The sequence below is a fragment of the Superficieibacter sp. HKU1 genome (assembly GCF_029319185.1).
Lineage (GTDB): Bacteria > Pseudomonadota > Gammaproteobacteria > Enterobacterales > Enterobacteriaceae > Superficieibacter.
Genome location: NZ_CP119754.1, coordinates 167767 through 183206 on the forward strand (window position 1 = coordinate 167767; position 15440 = coordinate 183206).

General features: G+C 49.7%; 17 protein-coding genes. 8 read left to right on the forward strand and 9 right to left on the reverse strand.

From position 1 onward, the window contains the following. Nucleotides 1-93: 93 nt before the first annotated feature. From slmA to coaBC, 3 genes are all read right to left on the reverse strand, one after another. Entirely contained in the window at nt 94-690 is a 597-nt protein-coding gene (gene slmA, locus P0H77_RS00835) for a nucleoid occlusion factor SlmA (RefSeq protein WP_276161028.1), read from the reverse strand. 115 nt (nt 691-805) lie between these two features. Beyond that, nucleotides 806-1264 (reverse strand): dUTP diphosphatase, encoded by a 459-nt coding sequence (gene dut / locus P0H77_RS00840; protein ID WP_276161030.1) that lies wholly within the window; start codon nt 1262-1264, stop codon nt 806-808. After that, the gene (gene coaBC / locus P0H77_RS00845; protein WP_276165213.1) at nt 1242-2453 is read right to left on the reverse strand and encodes a bifunctional phosphopantothenoylcysteine decarboxylase/phosphopantothenate--cysteine ligase CoaBC; all 1212 of its coding nucleotides are present in this window, start codon (nt 2451-2453) and stop codon (nt 1242-1244) included. Before coaBC ends, dut begins: the two co-directional genes overlap by 23 nt. A 180-nt stretch (nt 2454-2633) precedes the next feature. Here coaBC and radC point away from each other — a divergent pair, with 180 nt between their 5' ends. From radC to mutM, 4 genes are all read left to right on the forward strand, one after another. Next, entirely contained in the window at nt 2634-3302 is a 669-nt protein-coding gene (gene radC / locus P0H77_RS00850) for a DNA repair protein RadC (RefSeq protein WP_276165214.1), read from the forward strand. A 216-nt stretch (nt 3303-3518) separates the two neighbouring features. Continuing rightward, on the forward strand, nt 3519-3755 hold the full coding sequence (gene rpmB / locus P0H77_RS00855) for a 50S ribosomal protein L28 (protein ID WP_002436699.1): 237 nt from the start codon (nt 3519-3521) through the stop codon (nt 3753-3755). A 20-nt stretch (nt 3756-3775) separates the two neighbouring features. Further along, nucleotides 3776-3943, forward strand: a complete 168-nt coding sequence (rpmG, locus tag P0H77_RS00860) for a 50S ribosomal protein L33 (protein WP_003024094.1) — start codon at nt 3776-3778, stop codon at nt 3941-3943. A 69-nt stretch (nt 3944-4012) separates the two neighbouring features. After that, complete coding sequence (gene mutM, locus P0H77_RS00865; RefSeq protein ID WP_276161120.1) at nt 4013-4822, forward strand: bifunctional DNA-formamidopyrimidine glycosylase/DNA-(apurinic or apyrimidinic site) lyase; 810 nt, start codon at nt 4013-4015, stop codon at nt 4820-4822. A 1-nt stretch (nt 4823) separates the two neighbouring features. Here the strand turns inward: mutM and coaD are convergent, their stop codons facing one another. Both coaD and waaA read right to left on the reverse strand, forming a co-directional pair. Then, complete coding sequence (gene coaD / locus P0H77_RS00870; RefSeq protein WP_276161127.1) at nt 4824-5303, reverse strand: pantetheine-phosphate adenylyltransferase; 480 nt, start codon at nt 5301-5303, stop codon at nt 4824-4826. An 8-nt stretch (nt 5304-5311) separates the two neighbouring features. Continuing rightward, the gene (waaA, locus tag P0H77_RS00875; RefSeq protein ID WP_276161129.1) at nt 5312-6589 is read right to left on the reverse strand and encodes a lipid IV(A) 3-deoxy-D-manno-octulosonic acid transferase; all 1278 of its coding nucleotides are present in this window, start codon (nt 6587-6589) and stop codon (nt 5312-5314) included. A 461-nt stretch (nt 6590-7050) separates the two neighbouring features. Here waaA and P0H77_RS00880 point away from each other — a divergent pair, with 461 nt between their 5' ends. The 4 genes from P0H77_RS00880 to P0H77_RS00895 are packed head-to-tail and all read left to right on the forward strand — an operon-like array spanning nt 7051 to nt 11055. After that, nucleotides 7051-8175, forward strand: a complete 1125-nt coding sequence (locus P0H77_RS00880; RefSeq protein ID WP_276161131.1) for a glycosyltransferase family 4 protein — start codon at nt 7051-7053, stop codon at nt 8173-8175. Between the two features lie 53 nt (nt 8176-8228). After that, nucleotides 8229-9302: a lipopolysaccharide core heptosyltransferase RfaQ gene (rfaQ, locus tag P0H77_RS00885; RefSeq protein ID WP_276161132.1), complete on the forward strand. Its 1074-nt coding sequence runs from the start codon at nt 8229-8231 to the stop codon at nt 9300-9302. Nucleotides 9303-9313: 11 nt separating this feature from the next. After that, nucleotides 9314-10111 carry a lipopolysaccharide core heptose(I) kinase RfaP gene (gene rfaP / locus P0H77_RS00890; protein WP_276161133.1) on the forward strand — a complete coding sequence of 266 codons (798 nt, stop codon included), beginning with the start codon at nt 9314-9316 and terminating at the stop codon, nt 10109-10111. 5 nt (nt 10112-10116) lie between these two features. After that, nucleotides 10117-11055 carry a glycosyltransferase family 8 protein gene (locus P0H77_RS00895; RefSeq protein ID WP_276161135.1) on the forward strand — a complete coding sequence of 313 codons (939 nt, stop codon included), beginning with the start codon at nt 10117-10119 and terminating at the stop codon, nt 11053-11055. A gap of 38 nt (nt 11056-11093) precedes the next feature. On the opposite strand, the gene P0H77_RS00900 is transcribed toward P0H77_RS00895, so the two are convergent. The 4 genes from P0H77_RS00900 to rfaC all read right to left on the reverse strand — a co-directional run bounded on the left by P0H77_RS00900 (nt 11094) and on the right by rfaC (nt 15437). Then, nucleotides 11094-12104 carry a glycosyltransferase gene (locus tag P0H77_RS00900; RefSeq protein ID WP_276161140.1) on the reverse strand — a complete coding sequence of 337 codons (1011 nt, stop codon included), beginning with the start codon at nt 12102-12104 and terminating at the stop codon, nt 11094-11096. Between the two features lie 148 nt (nt 12105-12252). Beyond that, the gene (locus tag P0H77_RS00905) at nt 12253-13236 is read right to left on the reverse strand and encodes a glycosyltransferase family 2 protein (RefSeq protein ID WP_276161142.1); all 984 of its coding nucleotides are present in this window, start codon (nt 13234-13236) and stop codon (nt 12253-12255) included. Beyond that, nucleotides 13211-14470, reverse strand: coding sequence for an O-antigen ligase family protein (locus P0H77_RS00910; RefSeq protein WP_276161143.1), 1260 nt, complete (start codon nt 14468-14470; stop codon nt 13211-13213). Before P0H77_RS00910 ends, P0H77_RS00905 begins: the two co-directional genes overlap by 26 nt. 1 nt (nt 14471) lies before the next feature. Further along, on the reverse strand, nt 14472-15437 hold the full coding sequence (rfaC, locus tag P0H77_RS00915; protein ID WP_276161144.1) for a lipopolysaccharide heptosyltransferase RfaC: 966 nt from the start codon (nt 15435-15437) through the stop codon (nt 14472-14474). Between the last annotated feature and the right edge of the window lie 3 nt (nt 15438-15440).

Genomic DNA, 15440 nt, shown 5'->3' on the forward strand with positions numbered 1-15440 from the left:
AAAGACAGAAAGCATCTGGCAATTCAACGAATTAACCTGGGGTTTCTTACAAAGATGCGAATAATGCAGCCCGGGCAGGCTGCATAGACGGTATTACTGTAGCTGCGCGGCAATCAGCGGCCAGCGGGCGTCAAAATCTTCCGTCGGGCGATATTTAAACTCGCTGCGCACAAAGCGCGACAGCATGCCTTCGCAGAAGGCCAGCAGCTGACTGGCAAGCAGCGTTTCATCCGTTACATAGCCTTCGCCTTCACGCATGCGCTTTTCCCGCATCACCTGCCGCAACTGAGCTTCAATTCGCTCAAAAAGCTGGCTAATACGCCCCTGTAGCCTGTCCTGCTCGAACATCAGGGCATGACCGGTCAGGATGCGCGTTAGCCCCGGATTACGCTCACCAAACCCCAGAATCAGCTGTACGATCAGGCGCAGACGCGCGGTCGTATCCTTTTCATCCTTAAGGATCAGATTGATGCGGGTAATCAGGCTATCTTCGATAAACTCAATCAGACTATCGAACATGCGCGTCTTGCTGGGAAAATGACGATACAGCGCCGCTTCAGAAACGCCTACCGAGGCGGCCAGTTTCGCCGTAGTGATACGTTGACTACCATCACTGGATTCGAGCATCAGCGCCAGAGATTGAAGTATTTCTTCGCGACGGTTCCTTTTCGCAGTTTGTTTTTCTGCCATGTTGCAAAATACCCCTGAAAATAAGCAATAGTCAGGCGAGCATCCACACAGCGACCGCAAACTCAGGGTTTGCGGCGATGTTATAGCCTTTTTGCGCGGTGGGATGCGTTACGTTTTATTTACGCCCGGAGTGCCCGAAGCCGCCTTCGCCACGATCGGTGGCGTCAAACGATTCCACCAGATTGAATTCAGCCTGTACCACCGGGACAAACACCATCTGAGCGATGCGCTCGCCAGGTTCGATAGTGAAAGCGTTCTGGCCGCGGTTCCAGATAGAGACCATCAGTTGCCCCTGATAGTCGGAATCAATCAGACCCACCAGATTGCCCAATACAATGCCGTGCTTGTGACCAAGACCGGAGCGGGGCAGCATCACCGCCGCGAGCGACGGATCGGCGATATGAATCGCCAGCCCGGTAGGCAGCAGCGCGGTTTCGCCCGGCGCCAGTTCAAGGGCGTCGTCAAGGCAGGCGCGCAGATCAAGGCCGGCCGAGCCGGAGGTGGCATAGGTGGGCAGTGGGAACTGTTCACCTACGCGCGGGTCCAGAATCTTAACGTCGATTTTTTTCATCATAACGGGTCACGATCTCGTCGAGTAATAATTGGCCAAGGAGCGCTTTCCGCTCAAGCGGTAAAACTTTATCTCCCTCCTGCCAGAAAAGGTGCAATGCATTGCTGTCGCTATTAAATCCTTGATTAGAAAGCGAAACATCATTTGCACAGATTAAATCAAGGTTTTTGCGGGTTCGCTTTTGCCGGGCGTATTCTTCCACATTATTTGTTTCGGCGGCAAACCCAACAACATAAGGCCGGCGATCGGTAAGTGCGGCGACTCCGGCGACGATATCCGGGTTTTTGACCATTTTTATTGTTAATTCATCGCCTTGCTTCTTAATTTTTTCATCGGCGACGGCGGCAGCGCGGTAGTCCGCCACGGCAGCGCAGCCGATAAAAATATGCTGCTGCTGAACGCCTGCCTGCACCGCTGCTTCCATTTCCAGCGCCGTGGTGACGTCAACACGCTGTACCAGTGGCGGCGTTGGCAGGGACACGGGACCGGCAACCAGCGTAACCTTCGCTCCGCGTTTGGCGGCAGCGGCAGCGATAGCAAACCCCATTTTGCCGGAGCTGTGATTGGAGATATAGCGTACGGGATCCAGCGGTTCGCGGGTGGGACCCGCAGTAATCATAATATTCAGATGTTGCAGATCGTTGACTGGCGAGAAGTGCGCGGTAGCCATATCAACAATGGTTAGCGGATCGAGCATGCGTCCCGGTCCGACATCGCCGCACGCCTGACTGCCGCTATCCGGCCCCCAGATCAGCAGCCCGCGGTCGGCCAGAACGCGTAAATTATGCTGTGTCGCGGCGGCACGGTACATCTGCTGATTCATGGCGGGCACCACCGCAACGGGGGAAGGCGTCGCCAGGCAGATGGTAGAAACCAAATCGTTGGCCATACCCGCGGCGACGCGCGCCAGCAAATCGGCGGTGGCCGGAGCCAGAATCACCAGATCGGCCCATTTGCCCAGTTCGATATGCCCCATCGCCGCTTCGGCTGCCGGGTCGAGCAGGCTGTCAGAAACGGGATAACCTGAAACGGCCTGCAGGCTCAAAGGAGTAATAAACGCTTTGGCGGCGTCGGTCATCGCCACGCGCACATCCGCCCCGCGATCGCGCAGGCGACGTACCAGCTCAGGCGTTTTATAGGCGGCAATGCCGCCGCTCACGCCGAGAACGATTTTTTTACCGGCCAGGCTCATCATGATTCTTTCCTGTTGGATTGCACCAGAAGCTGAGCATTTTATCACAAACCTTTTGTATCGTGCGGTCCGGGATCATTCACTTTGCGAGGCGCTACGCAAGAGTTGAAAACGCAGGTCGAAGCGGAAAATACCCTATGGCAGCATAGCGGCGGGTGCAAAGGGAGACGCCATATGAAGATGTCCAGAGAAGAACGGGAAAAGTTGCCGCGGGAAAAACTTCGGCGTTATGGCGTTGAAACGCTCAGCGAAGTGGAACTGCTGGCGCTGTTTTTGCGTACCGGTGCACGAGGTAAACACGTCATGACGCTGGCAACGGAATTATTGCGTCATTTTGATACGCTTTCGCAGCTGATGTCGGCAGACTGGAAGCAATTCGACCAAATAGAAGGTATCGGCATTGCGAAATATTGCCAGCTAAGAGCCATCGCAGAACTGGCCCGCCGCTGTTATAACGAACGCCTGCGGGAAAAGAGGGGGCTATACAGTCCTGAGCTAACGCGAGAGTTTTTAAAAAGCCAGTTTACAGGTGAAAATCGTGAAGTCTTTATGGCAATTTATCTCGATAACCAGAATCGAATACTCAAACATCGTCGCCTGTTTTCCGGTACGCTAAGCCATGTCGAAGTGCATCCGCGCGAAATTGTACGAGAAGCCATCAACGTCAACGCCGCTGCCGTGATCCTCGCACATAATCATCCTTCGGGTAACGCCGAACCAAGTAAAGCTGATAAAATGATCACCGAACGTGTGGTAAGCTGCTGTCAGCTAATGGATATTCGCGTACTTGATCACCTGGTGATTGGACGTGGTGAGTACGTTTCCTTTGCGGAAAGGGGCTTAATTTAGCCCGGATCGCGCGATCCATCGGGATCTTTGTCTGTTCGGGACTTGAGCACACCGCCGACTCAGCGTATACTACGCCACCTTTGAGAATCTCGGGTTTGGCATTTGGGCCTGGTAATCGCGAGTTCACTTAGAACCGCCAGGACCGGGCTTTACAGCCTGACGAGGCGTCAATACCCCATACGAAGCTCGAGCTAATTTGATTTTTGGAGAATAGAAATGTCCCGAGTCTGCCAAGTTACTGGCAAGCGTCCGGTGACCGGTAACAACCGTTCCCACGCACTGAACGCGACTAAACGCCGTTTTCTGCCGAACCTGCACTCTCACCGTTTTTGGGTTGAGAGCGAGAAGCGTTTTGTCACCCTGCGTGTATCTGCTAAAGGTATGCGTGTAATCGATAAAAAAGGCATTGATACAGTTCTTTCTGAACTGCGTGCCCGCGGCGAAAAGTACTAAGTACTTAGAGGAAATAAATCATGGCTAAAGGTATTCGTGAGAAAATCAAGCTGGTTTCTTCCGCTGGTACTGGTCACTTCTACACCACCACGAAGAACAAGCGTACTAAACCGGAAAAACTGGAACTGAAAAAATTCGATCCTGTTGTCCGTCAGCACGTTTTATACAAAGAAGCTAAAATCAAGTAATTTTAGTGGATTGTATGAAAACCCCGCTCCGGCGGGGTTTTCTGTTTTCTGGCCCTGGAGAACATAAAAATGCCTGAATTACCTGAAGTTGAGACCAGCCGTCGCGGAATTGAACCGCATCTGGTGGGCGAGACCATCCTTCACGTCATTGTCCGCAACGGACGCCTGCGCTGGCCGGTGTCAGACGAAATCCATACCCTGAGTGACAAACCGGTGCTCAGCGTGCAGCGGCGCGCGAAATACCTGCTGCTGGAGTTGCCGGACGGCTGGATCATCATCCATCTGGGAATGTCAGGCAGTTTGCGCATTCTCACGGAAGAACGGCCGGCAGAAAAGCATGACCATGTCGATATGGTGATGAGCAACGGTAAAGTGCTGCGCTATACCGATCCCCGGCGCTTTGGCGCCTGGCTGTGGACCAAAGAACTGGAAGGGCATAACGTACTGGCGCACCTGGGACCGGAGCCGCTCAGCGATGCGTTTAACGCCGACTATCTGCAACAGAAATGCGCAAAGAAGAAAACTGCGATTAAACCCTGGCTGATGGATAACAGGCTGGTGGTGGGCGTCGGCAATATTTACGCCAGCGAATCGCTGTTCGCCGCCGGGATCCATCCGGATCGGCTGGCGTCATCGCTATCACGTGACGAGTGCGAACTGCTGGTGCGGGTTATTAAAGCGGTGCTGCTGCGTTCAATAGAGCAGGGCGGAACGACGCTGAAGGACTTCTTACAGAGCGATGGCAAGCCGGGCTATTTCGCCCAGCAGCTCCAGGTGTATGGACGTAAAGGCGAACCGTGCCACGTTTGTGGAACCCCGATTGTGGCAGCGAAGCACGCACAGCGGGCGACGTTTTACTGCCGCCAGTGCCAGAAGTAAATTACCTGAGCTTGTCCATCAGCGCCTGATGGACGCTGGCAGGCAGAAAATGCGTCACGTCGCCCGCGTGACGCGCGACCTCTTTTACCAGCGACGAAGAGATAAACGACCACTCTTTTGACGGCATCAGGAAGACGCTTTCCAGTTCCGGCATCAAATGGCGATTCATATGCGCCAGCTGCATTTCATACTCAAAATCCGCCACTGCGCGCAGGCCGCGGATCAGGATGTTCGCCTGCTGGTCGCGGGCGAAATTGGCCATCAAATCGCTGAATCCTATCACCTCAACGCCTGACAGATGCGATGTTGCCTCTTTCGCCAACGCTACGCGCTCTTCGAGGGTAAACATCGGTTTCTTACTCGGGCTGGCGGCAATGGCGAGTACCACCTGATCGAACATCATGGTCGCGCGGGTGACGATATCAATATGGCCATTGGTAATGGGATCGAACGTTCCCGGATAAATTGCCCGTCTTTGCATAACAGCCCTCAATGCGTTTTGGGTGGCAGATACGGTTGTAGCAGATGCAGAAGCCGTTGTAACGCGCCCTGGTTCTGGTGCAGGACTTCTACGGCATGATGCCCATAGTAATTACGATAATCTTCGTCCGTCAGCAACGAGGCAATTTCTTTGGTCAGGGAAGGCGCATCCTCAACGGTGATCAGGCCATCCGCCTGCTCCAGGCGTGCGCAGATATCTTTAAAATTAAAGGTATGCGGGCCCATCAACACCGGAATGGCGTGAGCGGCAGGTTCCAGCGGATTATGGCCGCCACGTTCAACCAGCGAGCCGCCAACGAAAGCCAGATCGGCAATGCCATACAGCAGCATTAATTCACCCATGGTATCGCCCACCACCACCTGGGTACTGCCGGAGGGCACTTCACCCGAGGAACGCGTGGTATAGCTCAGGCCCGCCTGACGCACGAGATTCACCGCATCCGGGAAACGTTCAGGATGACGCGGGACCAGAATGAGCAGCAGGTCAGGGAATTGTTGCAGCAGCGCCTGATGCGCAGCCAGCACCACGCTCTCTTCACCATCGTGAGTACTGGTGGCAATCCACACCGGGCGGCGAGGTGCCCACTGGCGACGCAGCGTAATGGCTTTTGCCGCCAGCTGCGGCGTCACCGAAATGTCGAACTTCAGGCTGCCGGTGACGGTAAGCTGGTTACGTTTGGCGCCAAGCTGAATAAAACGTTCGCCGTCCTCTTCATTCTGCGCCGCAATCAGGGTGATCCGGCGCAGCAGCGTTTTGATGAATTTGCCCAGCTTGCCATAGCCGTTGGCCGAGCGTGCCGAGAGACGCGCGTTAGCGATGACCAGCGGCGTTTTACGCTTATAAAGCGCCGTAATGAGGTTCGGCCACAGTTCCGTCTCCATGATCAACACCAGTTTCGGGTTGACCTTATCCAGGAAGCGGTTAATAGCGTCCGGCAGATCGTAAGGCAGATAGACGTGCTGGACGTCTTTACCGAATGCGGACTGGACACGTTCAGAGCCGGTCGGCGTCATGGTGGTGACCGTAATGGGAAGCTCAGGGTAGCGATGACGCAATGCCCGCACCAGCGGGATTGCCGCGAGCGTTTCACCGACCGAAACCGAGTGCAGCATGATACCGCCAGGCTTCAGCGGCGTGCGGTAAAAACCGTAGCGCTCGCCCCAACGTTTGCGATATGCCGGAGCTTTACGACCACGCACCCAAAGCCGTACCCAAATGAGCGGCTGAATAAGGTAAAGCAATGTGGTGTAAAGCAATTGCAGCATAGGATGTAATTGACTAATGAATGTGCTGGGGATTCTAAGTTTTTAGGGGAGCCTTTGCCATTACTTTTGCGGAATTTGGCTTAGGTGAGGGTAAACAGCCACCAAAACGCAGCCCTGAGGCCGTATTTTTTAAATTTTATCGCCATATTTTAACGTTTAATCGAGATTATTTGTCATCGCTAAAATGAATATTCTAAGGCGGTGGCATTTTTTATGCGGTTGTTTTTATAAGCATTGTTTTGTTATCAGGTTAAAAAACATTCATATCGGCTTGCAGGACAAGTAATGATACACTGTATCGCTAAATTGTTGTGGATAGCGGGCAGGTAGCTGTAAGCCTGAGCGGTAGCGTGTCCGCAGGCAAAGCCATGTCATTTTTGCCGCGGTAGCTGCGGCGGGCTGCATGCGTAGCCTGCTGAGTTCATTCTTTTTTATCACGAAATGTTGGGCAGGGAGTCAGCATGATCATCGCGTTTTGCTTGTATAAATATTTCCCCTTTGGCGGCTTGCAGCGCGATTTCCTGCGCATTGCAAAAACCGTTTCACAACGCGGTGCCAGGGTTCGGGTGTATGTGCTTTCCTGGCAGGGGGAGCGCCCGGATGATGTGGAGATTGTGACAGTACCGGCAACTGCCTCAACCAATCATGGTAAAAACAAAGAATATTATCAGTGGGTCCAGCAACATTTACGGCAGCATCCGGTCGATAAAGTGATTGGCTTCAATAAGATGCCGGGCCTGGATATCTACTATGCCGCCGACGTCTGTTATGCCGAAAAGGTCGCCAGAGAAAAAGGCTTCTTTTACAAGCTGACCCCCCGCTATCGCCACTTTGCTGCCTTTGAAGAGGCCGTTTTTCGCAAAGGTGCAAAAACAGAATTGCTGATGCTGACCGATCGGCAAATTAACGATTTCAAAAAGCATTACGGCACCGAAGAGGCGCGTTTTCATATTCTGCCGCCGGGGATCTACCCTGACCGCAAATACAGCGCTCATGCCCCGGACTGCCGTGAAACGTTTCGTCGGGAAAATAACATCGGTGCCGATGAATTTTTGCTGTTGCAGGTCGGATCAGACTTCTCCCGCAAGGGGGTTGATCGCAGCATCAGAGCCTTTGCCGCGCTGCCCGACGCTTTCAAAGCAAATGCCAGACTGGTGGTGGTGGGGCAGGATAAACCGGGCAAATTTGACGCGCTGGCCTCCCAACTTGGCGTTAAAAACCGGGTCTGGTTTTACGCGGGCCGAAATGACGTCTCGAACCTGATGATGGCGGCAGATGTGCTGATCCATCCGGCCTATCAGGAAGCGGCCGGTATTGTGCTACTGGAAGCCATTGCTGCCGGGCTGCCCGTATTGACGACCGAAGTCTGCGGCTATGCGCACTATATTGATAAAGCGCAGTGCGGCGTGGTGATTGCCGAGCCGTTCAGTCAGGATCAACTTAATGCAGCGCTGTTAAAGGCCGCTACAGACGAGACGCAGCGACGCCAGTGGGCGGAAAATGCCCGGCATTATGCCGATACCCAGGACATTTATAGTCTGCCGGAAAAAGTGGCCGATATGGTGATGGCATCGTCATCCCGGTAAATAAAGCGCCACTGTAATAAGCACCGTGAATTTGCGTAACTATCTGGAAAATCATGAGTAAATTTAAAAAGATTCTGATTATCAAATTGAAGTTTCAGGGAGATGTCCTGCTAACGACGCCGGTGATCAGTACGTTGAAAGCGCAATACCCTGATGCTGAAATCGATATGATGGTTTATAACTCTACGGTTCAAATCATCTCAGAAAACCCAAATCTTCATAAAATTTACGGTATCGCAGATAAGAAATCCTCAGCGCTGAATAAAATCATTAATATTTTTCACATCATTAAAGCGCTGCGAAAAAATAACTACGATCTGATCGTTAATCTTTCAAGCCAGAAATTACTGGGCTTCGTCATTCGCTGCATTCCGGCCCGGTCAAAAATCGGCTTTACGTTTGGCCGCCGCAAATCGTCTTACTGGATGAACGCGTTTGATAAAACTCTCGACGACGCTGGCGAACATATCGTGCCGCAAAACCTGTCCATTCTGACGCTGCTTGATATTGATCCGATGATTACCCGCACCTCAATGCGCTATGACGTCCGGCACTGGGATCGCTTAAAAACCAGAATGGCTGAGCTGGGAGTGACGAAAGAGTATATCGCCATTCAGCCTACGGCCAGGCAGATATTTAAGTGCTGGGATAACGACAAGTTTGCGGCAGTGATTAATCATCTTATGGCGCGGGGTTATGAGGTGATACTGACAGCCGGACCCGGTAAAGAAGATGCGGATATTATTGCTGATATTGTGCAGCAGTGTAACCGTAAGCCGGTAACGGAATTTGCCGGAAAAACGTCGTTCCCTGAACTGGCGGCGCTGATTGACCACGCCGCATTATTCATCGGCGTCGATTCGGCGCCAGGCCATATTGCCGCAGCGGTTGATACCCCGGTCGTGTGCCTTTTTGGAGCCACCAAGCATCGTTTCTGGCATCCCTGGACGGAAAAGCTTGAGCTGATTTGGGCAGGGGACTATAAACCTATGCCGCTGCGCAAAGATCTCGATCGTAGCTACCGCTATTTGACCTGCATCCCCGCAGAGGATGTGATTGCTGCAGCGGACAGAATGTTAGCGCAATATCCTGCGGCAAAGACCCTTTTTAACAACAATGCAGAATGATGGTGGGAAAGATGGTTGAATTAAAAGAACCATTCAAAACGCTGTGGCAGGGTAAAGATCCCTTCCACGAAATAGAACTGCTCACCGGCCATGTTTATCGGGCGCTTGAGACCCGTAAAACGCTGCGTTTTGAAATAGAGAATGTTGGCTATTTCATCAAAATACATTACGGCACCACGACAAAAGAAGTGGTGAAAAACCTGCTGTCGTTTCGTTTGCCGGTGCTGGGCGCTGACCGGGAATGGAAGGCTATTCATCGCCTGGCCGAGGTTGGCGTAGATACCATGCACGGCGTGGCCTTTGGTATGAAGGGAGCCAACCCGGTTACGATCACGTCGTTTATTATCACTGAAGAATTAACCAATACCATTAGTCTGGAAGATTATTGCGCTGACTGGAAAAGCCAGCCGCCGGGGTGTAAACCGAAAAGAAAACTCATCGCCCATCTGGCAACCATGGTGAAGAACATGCATGCGGCGGGCGTTAACCATCGCGACTGCTATTTATGCCATTTCCTGCTGCATCTTCCTTACGATCCTACTCAGGATACGCCAAAGCTATCGGTCATCGATTTACATCGCGCTCAGATTCGTCCTCATGTTCCGTTGCGCTGGAGAAATAAAGATCTCATCGGGCTCTATTTTTCATCGCTGGAGATTGGCCTGACCAGGGCGGATGTTTTGTATTTTATGAAAATCTACTTTGCGAAGCCGCTGCGTGACATTCTGCGTGATGAACACAGTCTGATCGCCAGTGCCCAGGTCAGGGCGCAAAAGATCAAAGAAAGAACGCAACGGAAAGGGCTGTAATACGTATGGAATCCACCATTCACGTCGTTTTTTGCTCTGACGGCAATTACATTGAATACTTAGCGACTTCTCTGGCGTCGGTTTATCATAATAACCTGACAAACAACGTTCATTTCCATGTCTTCTCTTATGATGTCAGCGAAGACCAGCTGGATAAAGTCAGATCGCAGGCCGGTAATATTTCAGTTTATAAAATTGAAGATGCCGATCTTGAGAAATATGATGGGCAATCATCATTAGCGCATATCAATAAATCAACCTATATCCGGCTGCTGGTGCCGCGTCTGCTGCCTGAAGATGTCACCCGCTTTGTCTACCTTGATGTTGATACGCTCTGTTTTTCCTCTTTAGCTGCCCTCAGTGCGGTCGATATCGATAATACGGTCTGCGCGGTGGTGACGGATAACTCGCAGGAGATTAACCGTAAAAATAGTCAGCGTATTGGTATGACTGATGCCCGCTATTTTAATGCCGGTTTTCTCTATATTAACCGCCGCGCCTGGCTGGCACATGACGTGGAGCGCAAAACGCAGGATATCTTGCGTGAGCGCAAAGGGCAGCTAAAGTATCTCGATCAGGATGCGTTAAATATCGTTCTGGAAAACAACGTTGTTTTCATTGATAAGAAGTGGAATCTGCTCTATACGCTGCTGAATGACGAGCAGCGACAAGATTTTATTTATCATCCTGAATCGGTTCCGGTGATCATGCATTTTACCGGTGGGCGTAAGCCCTGGTACAGAGAGCATCGGGGGACCGGTCAACATCTCTATCTCTTCTACCGTAATTTCACCGCCTGGCGCGACGCTCCACTGCGCAGCTACAGCGGGCGAATGCGGGCAACGGATTATCGGGTATATGCGCGCGACGCCTTCAAAAAAGGGCAGGTGCTGGAAGGGTTACGCTATTACGCAGGCTATATCAGAAAGAAATTAGCGAAATAAAAAAAGCCACTGGCGTCAAAACCAGTGGCTTTTTTTACTTATTTTTTCATCTTCTTCCAGGTATAGGCCAGATAAGTTTTGAAGCCTTCAAAACGGTGGCCCAGATATTTTTGATGGACCGATTTCTTTTTAAACTGCTTTAATGTTCTGGCGTCGTATAGCGGCTGGTCACGCCACGGCGAAATTTTGTAGATCTCGCTAAAATACGTTATGGCAGGGTAATCTTTGGCCCACTGGAACCAAGGTTTTGTCACGCCAACATAATGAATAAACACCGTGTCATCATTTATGATCTCTTTATAGCGGTCGGCCCGTTTTATTTTTGGTTCATCATCGAAGTTATAGAAAGCGTTGTAACCACGGTGGAGAAACTTCACTTTTCCTCTTACCAGAAGATTGAGCGCGTCCTGATCGGGGAACGTTAACTTCGGTGCAAGCGCTTCGTCCGAGAAGATGGCGATAATTTTTTCCAGGATATTATTTTCTTGCCATGCTTTCAGATCGATATATAACATACCGCTGTTAAAGTAAGTATCAGGTTCAAAGCCAAAAACCTGTACCGCTCTTTTCTGCATCATCTCGACGTCAATGACGGCCGCAACAATATTATCTTCGATATCCAGGTTTAACAGAGGTTCTACGCTACCCTTACAGATAATATCTGCATCCAGATATACCAGGCTATCGGCCTGTGACTTAAGGTATTCGCAGGTAAGAAAACGATAATAGGCCGCGTAGGAATAACGGATAGTATAAGGGAAGTCAGCAAGACAATCATTATTGATAATATACAATGTGATTGTAGTCTGATAATGAGTAGCCAGTTCTTCTAACTTCTTACAGGTTTCTTCGTCATTATAATCAGAAAAAATATGAAAGGCTAAAGGGATATTTTTATTATTTTCAAGTATTGATGTGACAGAAATACAGGCACCGAATAAGAAATTTTTGTCGATCCCATAAGCAATATTAAGTCGTTTTGCGGGTAACGTTGTGATGACGGTGCCGGAAAAAGTTTGTTGGCTGAGTATGAAATTCTTACCAAACATAACTACACCTGTAACGAAAATATCATAGCCAATGATAACATGTTATCAAGGGGATGACTACAATCGTTAACGATGACGCGTTATGTGTTCCTTCCATGGAACCAGGGATTTTTACTTAAAAATTAGTCAAGTAGACGCGGGTGCTACGCTATTGTTTTCTAATCCAGCGTGGCAGTAATTTGTATTTTAGCCGTGAAAAGAAAAGATCAAACTGATAAAGTTTGACCCTTAAATAGAATTTTTTATGCTTCGTATCTATATTCTTATACAGGCATGCTTCTTTAAGCTTGCCAATTAACTGCATTTCTTCATGGCTATAGCTATAGTAGCCACGCATCTTTCTGGTCTTTTTCCTGAGCTCAATATAGCAATTCATCATCGCCATAGTGGTCAGTGACGCCGTCTCCGGATGCTCTTTCACGCTGGTAATAAATTTATTCAACGCATACGACATATCCATGATGTCATTTTCCTGATGCGTTTCAGTGACGCTCAATCTATTCTTGCGGTAATAATACAGAATACTGTTTACTTTACACAGATTCTTGCTTTTCAAATATTGAAAAGGAGTAAATGAAACGTCTTCAAAGTAGGAGAGGTGCTCAGGGAAGCGGTCATCTCCAATAATGTCTTTACTAAAGATACGGCTCCATACTTGCCAGTGTGAGGCTTTGAAAGTTTTTTGCATAATCTCTTCGTAGCGAGTATCTGGCTTGTACTGGAGATTGCTTTTTTCGGCCGCCATAAATACGCTGAGATCGCGAGTATTTTCATATGCAATAATGTCGTATTGCCGCTTTTCCAAAAGAGGCATTACCACACTAAAGAAATGTTTGCTGTACAGATCGTCCCCATCAATAAATGCGAGGTAATCTCCCTTGCTGAGTTCAATACCCCGATTTCGCGCAACGGAAACGCCGCTCTTAGGTTGGTAATAGTAACGTATGTTATTATATTTGTGTGTAAGTTCGCGGATAATCTGGTCTGATTCATCCGTGGAACCATCATTTATTACCAAAAGTTCACAATTGTGCGGGATATTACTTATAACAGACATAATGGCATCTGACGCCAGCACGCCATTGTTGTGTGTCGCCATAATTATGCTAAGAACAGGCTTTTCGTTCATCATTAACTTTATTCTGTTGTAATAATACGCAAAGTGCGATACACGACATTGCAACTATGGGCATTTCCCGGGAATAGAGCAACACATCGGAAAGGCCGAACAACATGATTGCAAGTGTCACTACAAAAAGCGATATGTTTTTATGCCTGATTGAGTAATAAATAAGCGTAATGTAGAGCAAGAGCAGCAGTAACGTACCGACAATGCCTTTTAATGAAAGAGTTTCGATAACTTCATTATGCAAATGAACGTTCAGATAAGGTGCAGCACCTGAAAGATTGGGGTGCTGTTGTATCATCGTCGTAATGGCGTTCTGACGGTCTTCAATGGATTGCCCGATGAAATTTAACTTCATCGTTTCTAAACCCACCTGATACATAGCAAGGCGTGCACCAACAGAGGTATTACTATTATTATTTTGATAGCTCGTAATATCACTCATTAAATTTTGTGTACGCTGCTGGATTACATCTTTCATTACTGCGCCACAAGCCATTAGCAAGACAAAAAAAAGTGCTGCTCGTCTCAGCAATTTTTTTCTTGAGTGGGAGTAATTTACCAACAACATCAGCAAGATAACAAGCGGATAGGTCAGCATTGCTGCACGGGTTTCATTGAGTGCCAGGGTTACTAAAACGCACGCCGAGATCAGGGCCAATATTAACGAGTAAAACTTTGGTTTTAGCTGAATGAGCCACGCGCTGCATACGATACCGATGAGGGCGACGGCATAGCCTGCCGTTGTGGCGACTTTAAAAGCCAACATAATTCGGGGGAGCTGATTATGCGTATCTTCCACTCCAGCATAAATTACCGTCGCTATAAGCAGTATCGACAGACAAGGGACAATAAAACGTTTCATGTTTTGTCTGATCATACTGAATGCCAGGATAACAAACGTACCACAGATAAGCATACGTGCTGCATATAAATAAGCGCGATATGTGCCTGAAAAAACGGTTTTTTCTGGCTTAAAAACCTCCAGCCAGAGGACGTTATAAATGCCTATCAGGAAAATGACGCCAACCAGTATCAGCAGCGCTTTTTTTGAAGAGAGCAACTTCCTTTCAGCAACGATATAAACCAGGGAAACCAATGCAGTCACGCTAAATAATTTAGCGGCCACATCAACATTCACCAACAGAAGCGAAAAAAGGGTAGCCAGTAAGCCCGTACACAGCGTCCATTCACACGCTTTTTTTGCCAGTGGAGAAAAGGTCAATCCCTTTAAGGTCATCTTATACACTCAGGTTAGTTAAATGCTCAAAAACCATCTCAGGTGAAATCTCACGGGTTTCCTGACCTGGAGCCTTTAGCGCCAGCTGATTTTTGCCATAGCCGCCAATCAACCCCGGATCGGTCGGGCCATAAAGCGTAATGTTAGGACGATCGAGCGCTGCCGTCAGGTGACTCAGGCCAGTATCGACCGAAACCACAACGTTTGCCCCGGCGAGCATCCGCGCAATCTCTTCCAGACTCATTCGTGGCAATACGTCCACATAGTCAAATCCTTCCGCCAGCCTTTTCGCTCTCGCTTCCTCATGAGGCGCGCCCCAGGGTAGTTTGATGCGTATGCCTGCATCACGCAATAAGTCAATTAACTGACGCCAGCGATCTTCTTGCCAGTGCTTATCATCGCGTGTTGTTGAATGTAAAAATACCGCATAACGCTCACTATCGGCCTTCGGATAAGTCGAAAAGTGCCGCGCAATCGCGTAATCGCCCTGCGTTTGCGGTTGACGATAACCGAGACTTTTGGCAAACAGTTCACGTGTGCGCTCTACGGCATGCTGCTGTTTGGCAATAAAATGGCGGCGGTTATAAAAGAGGCTTGCCAGCGGTTCGCGGGCGCTCTTCCAGTCCATACCGTGCTTCACGCCATGGGCCAGTCGGGTTACCAGCGCTGCACTTTTCACCAGCCCCTGCGCATCAATGATTGCATCATAGTGCACTTCACGTAAACGGCGAGAAAACGTAGCGCGTTCAGCTTTAACGGCGGCGGAAAACCAGGCTTTGCGCCAGCGGCGGATCGCCACGGGCAATACGCGATCGACCGTTTCATGCCAGGAAGGAATTTGAGCAAAGCCTTCTTCTACCACCCAGTCAAAGCGAATGCCCGGCACGGCATGCATGGCGTCGGTAAGAGCAGGAAGCGTATGCAGGACATCCCCCATTGATGAGGTTTTTACGATTAATACCCGCATCCG

What these genes read in the sequence shown, in the direction of transcription:
- slmA (WP_276161028.1), bottom strand. Translation starts at nt 690, where the DNA reads ATGGCAGAAAAACAAACTGCGAAAAGGAACCGTCGCGAAGAAATACTT.
- dut (WP_276161030.1), bottom strand. Translation starts at nt 1,264, where the DNA reads ATGATGAAAAAAATCGACGTTAAGATTCTGGACCCGCGCGTAGGTGAA.
- coaBC (WP_276165213.1), bottom strand. Translation starts at nt 2,453, where the DNA reads ATGAGCCTGGCCGGTAAAAAAATCGTTCTCGGCGTGAGCGGCGGCATT.
- radC (WP_276165214.1), top strand. Translation starts at nt 2,634, where the DNA reads ATGTCCAGAGAAGAACGGGAAAAGTTGCCGCGGGAAAAACTTCGGCGT.
- rpmB (WP_002436699.1), top strand. Translation starts at nt 3,519, where the DNA reads ATGTCCCGAGTCTGCCAAGTTACTGGCAAGCGTCCGGTGACCGGTAAC.
- rpmG (WP_003024094.1), top strand. Translation starts at nt 3,776, where the DNA reads ATGGCTAAAGGTATTCGTGAGAAAATCAAGCTGGTTTCTTCCGCTGGT.
- mutM (WP_276161120.1), top strand. Translation starts at nt 4,013, where the DNA reads ATGCCTGAATTACCTGAAGTTGAGACCAGCCGTCGCGGAATTGAACCG.
- coaD (WP_276161127.1), bottom strand. Translation starts at nt 5,303, where the DNA reads ATGCAAAGACGGGCAATTTATCCGGGAACGTTCGATCCCATTACCAAT.
- waaA (WP_276161129.1), bottom strand. Translation starts at nt 6,589, where the DNA reads ATGCTGCAATTGCTTTACACCACATTGCTTTACCTTATTCAGCCGCTC.
- P0H77_RS00880 (WP_276161131.1), top strand. Translation starts at nt 7,051, where the DNA reads ATGATCATCGCGTTTTGCTTGTATAAATATTTCCCCTTTGGCGGCTTG.
- rfaQ (WP_276161132.1), top strand. Translation starts at nt 8,229, where the DNA reads ATGAGTAAATTTAAAAAGATTCTGATTATCAAATTGAAGTTTCAGGGA.
- rfaP (WP_276161133.1), top strand. Translation starts at nt 9,314, where the DNA reads ATGGTTGAATTAAAAGAACCATTCAAAACGCTGTGGCAGGGTAAAGAT.
- P0H77_RS00895 (WP_276161135.1), top strand. Translation starts at nt 10,117, where the DNA reads ATGGAATCCACCATTCACGTCGTTTTTTGCTCTGACGGCAATTACATT.
- P0H77_RS00900 (WP_276161140.1), bottom strand. Translation starts at nt 12,104, where the DNA reads ATGTTTGGTAAGAATTTCATACTCAGCCAACAAACTTTTTCCGGCACC.
- P0H77_RS00905 (WP_276161142.1), bottom strand. Translation starts at nt 13,236, where the DNA reads ATGATGAACGAAAAGCCTGTTCTTAGCATAATTATGGCGACACACAAC.
- P0H77_RS00910 (WP_276161143.1), bottom strand. Translation starts at nt 14,470, where the DNA reads ATGACCTTAAAGGGATTGACCTTTTCTCCACTGGCAAAAAAAGCGTGT.
- rfaC (WP_276161144.1), bottom strand. Translation starts at nt 15,437, where the DNA reads ATGCGGGTATTAATCGTAAAAACCTCATCAATGGGGGATGTCCTGCAT.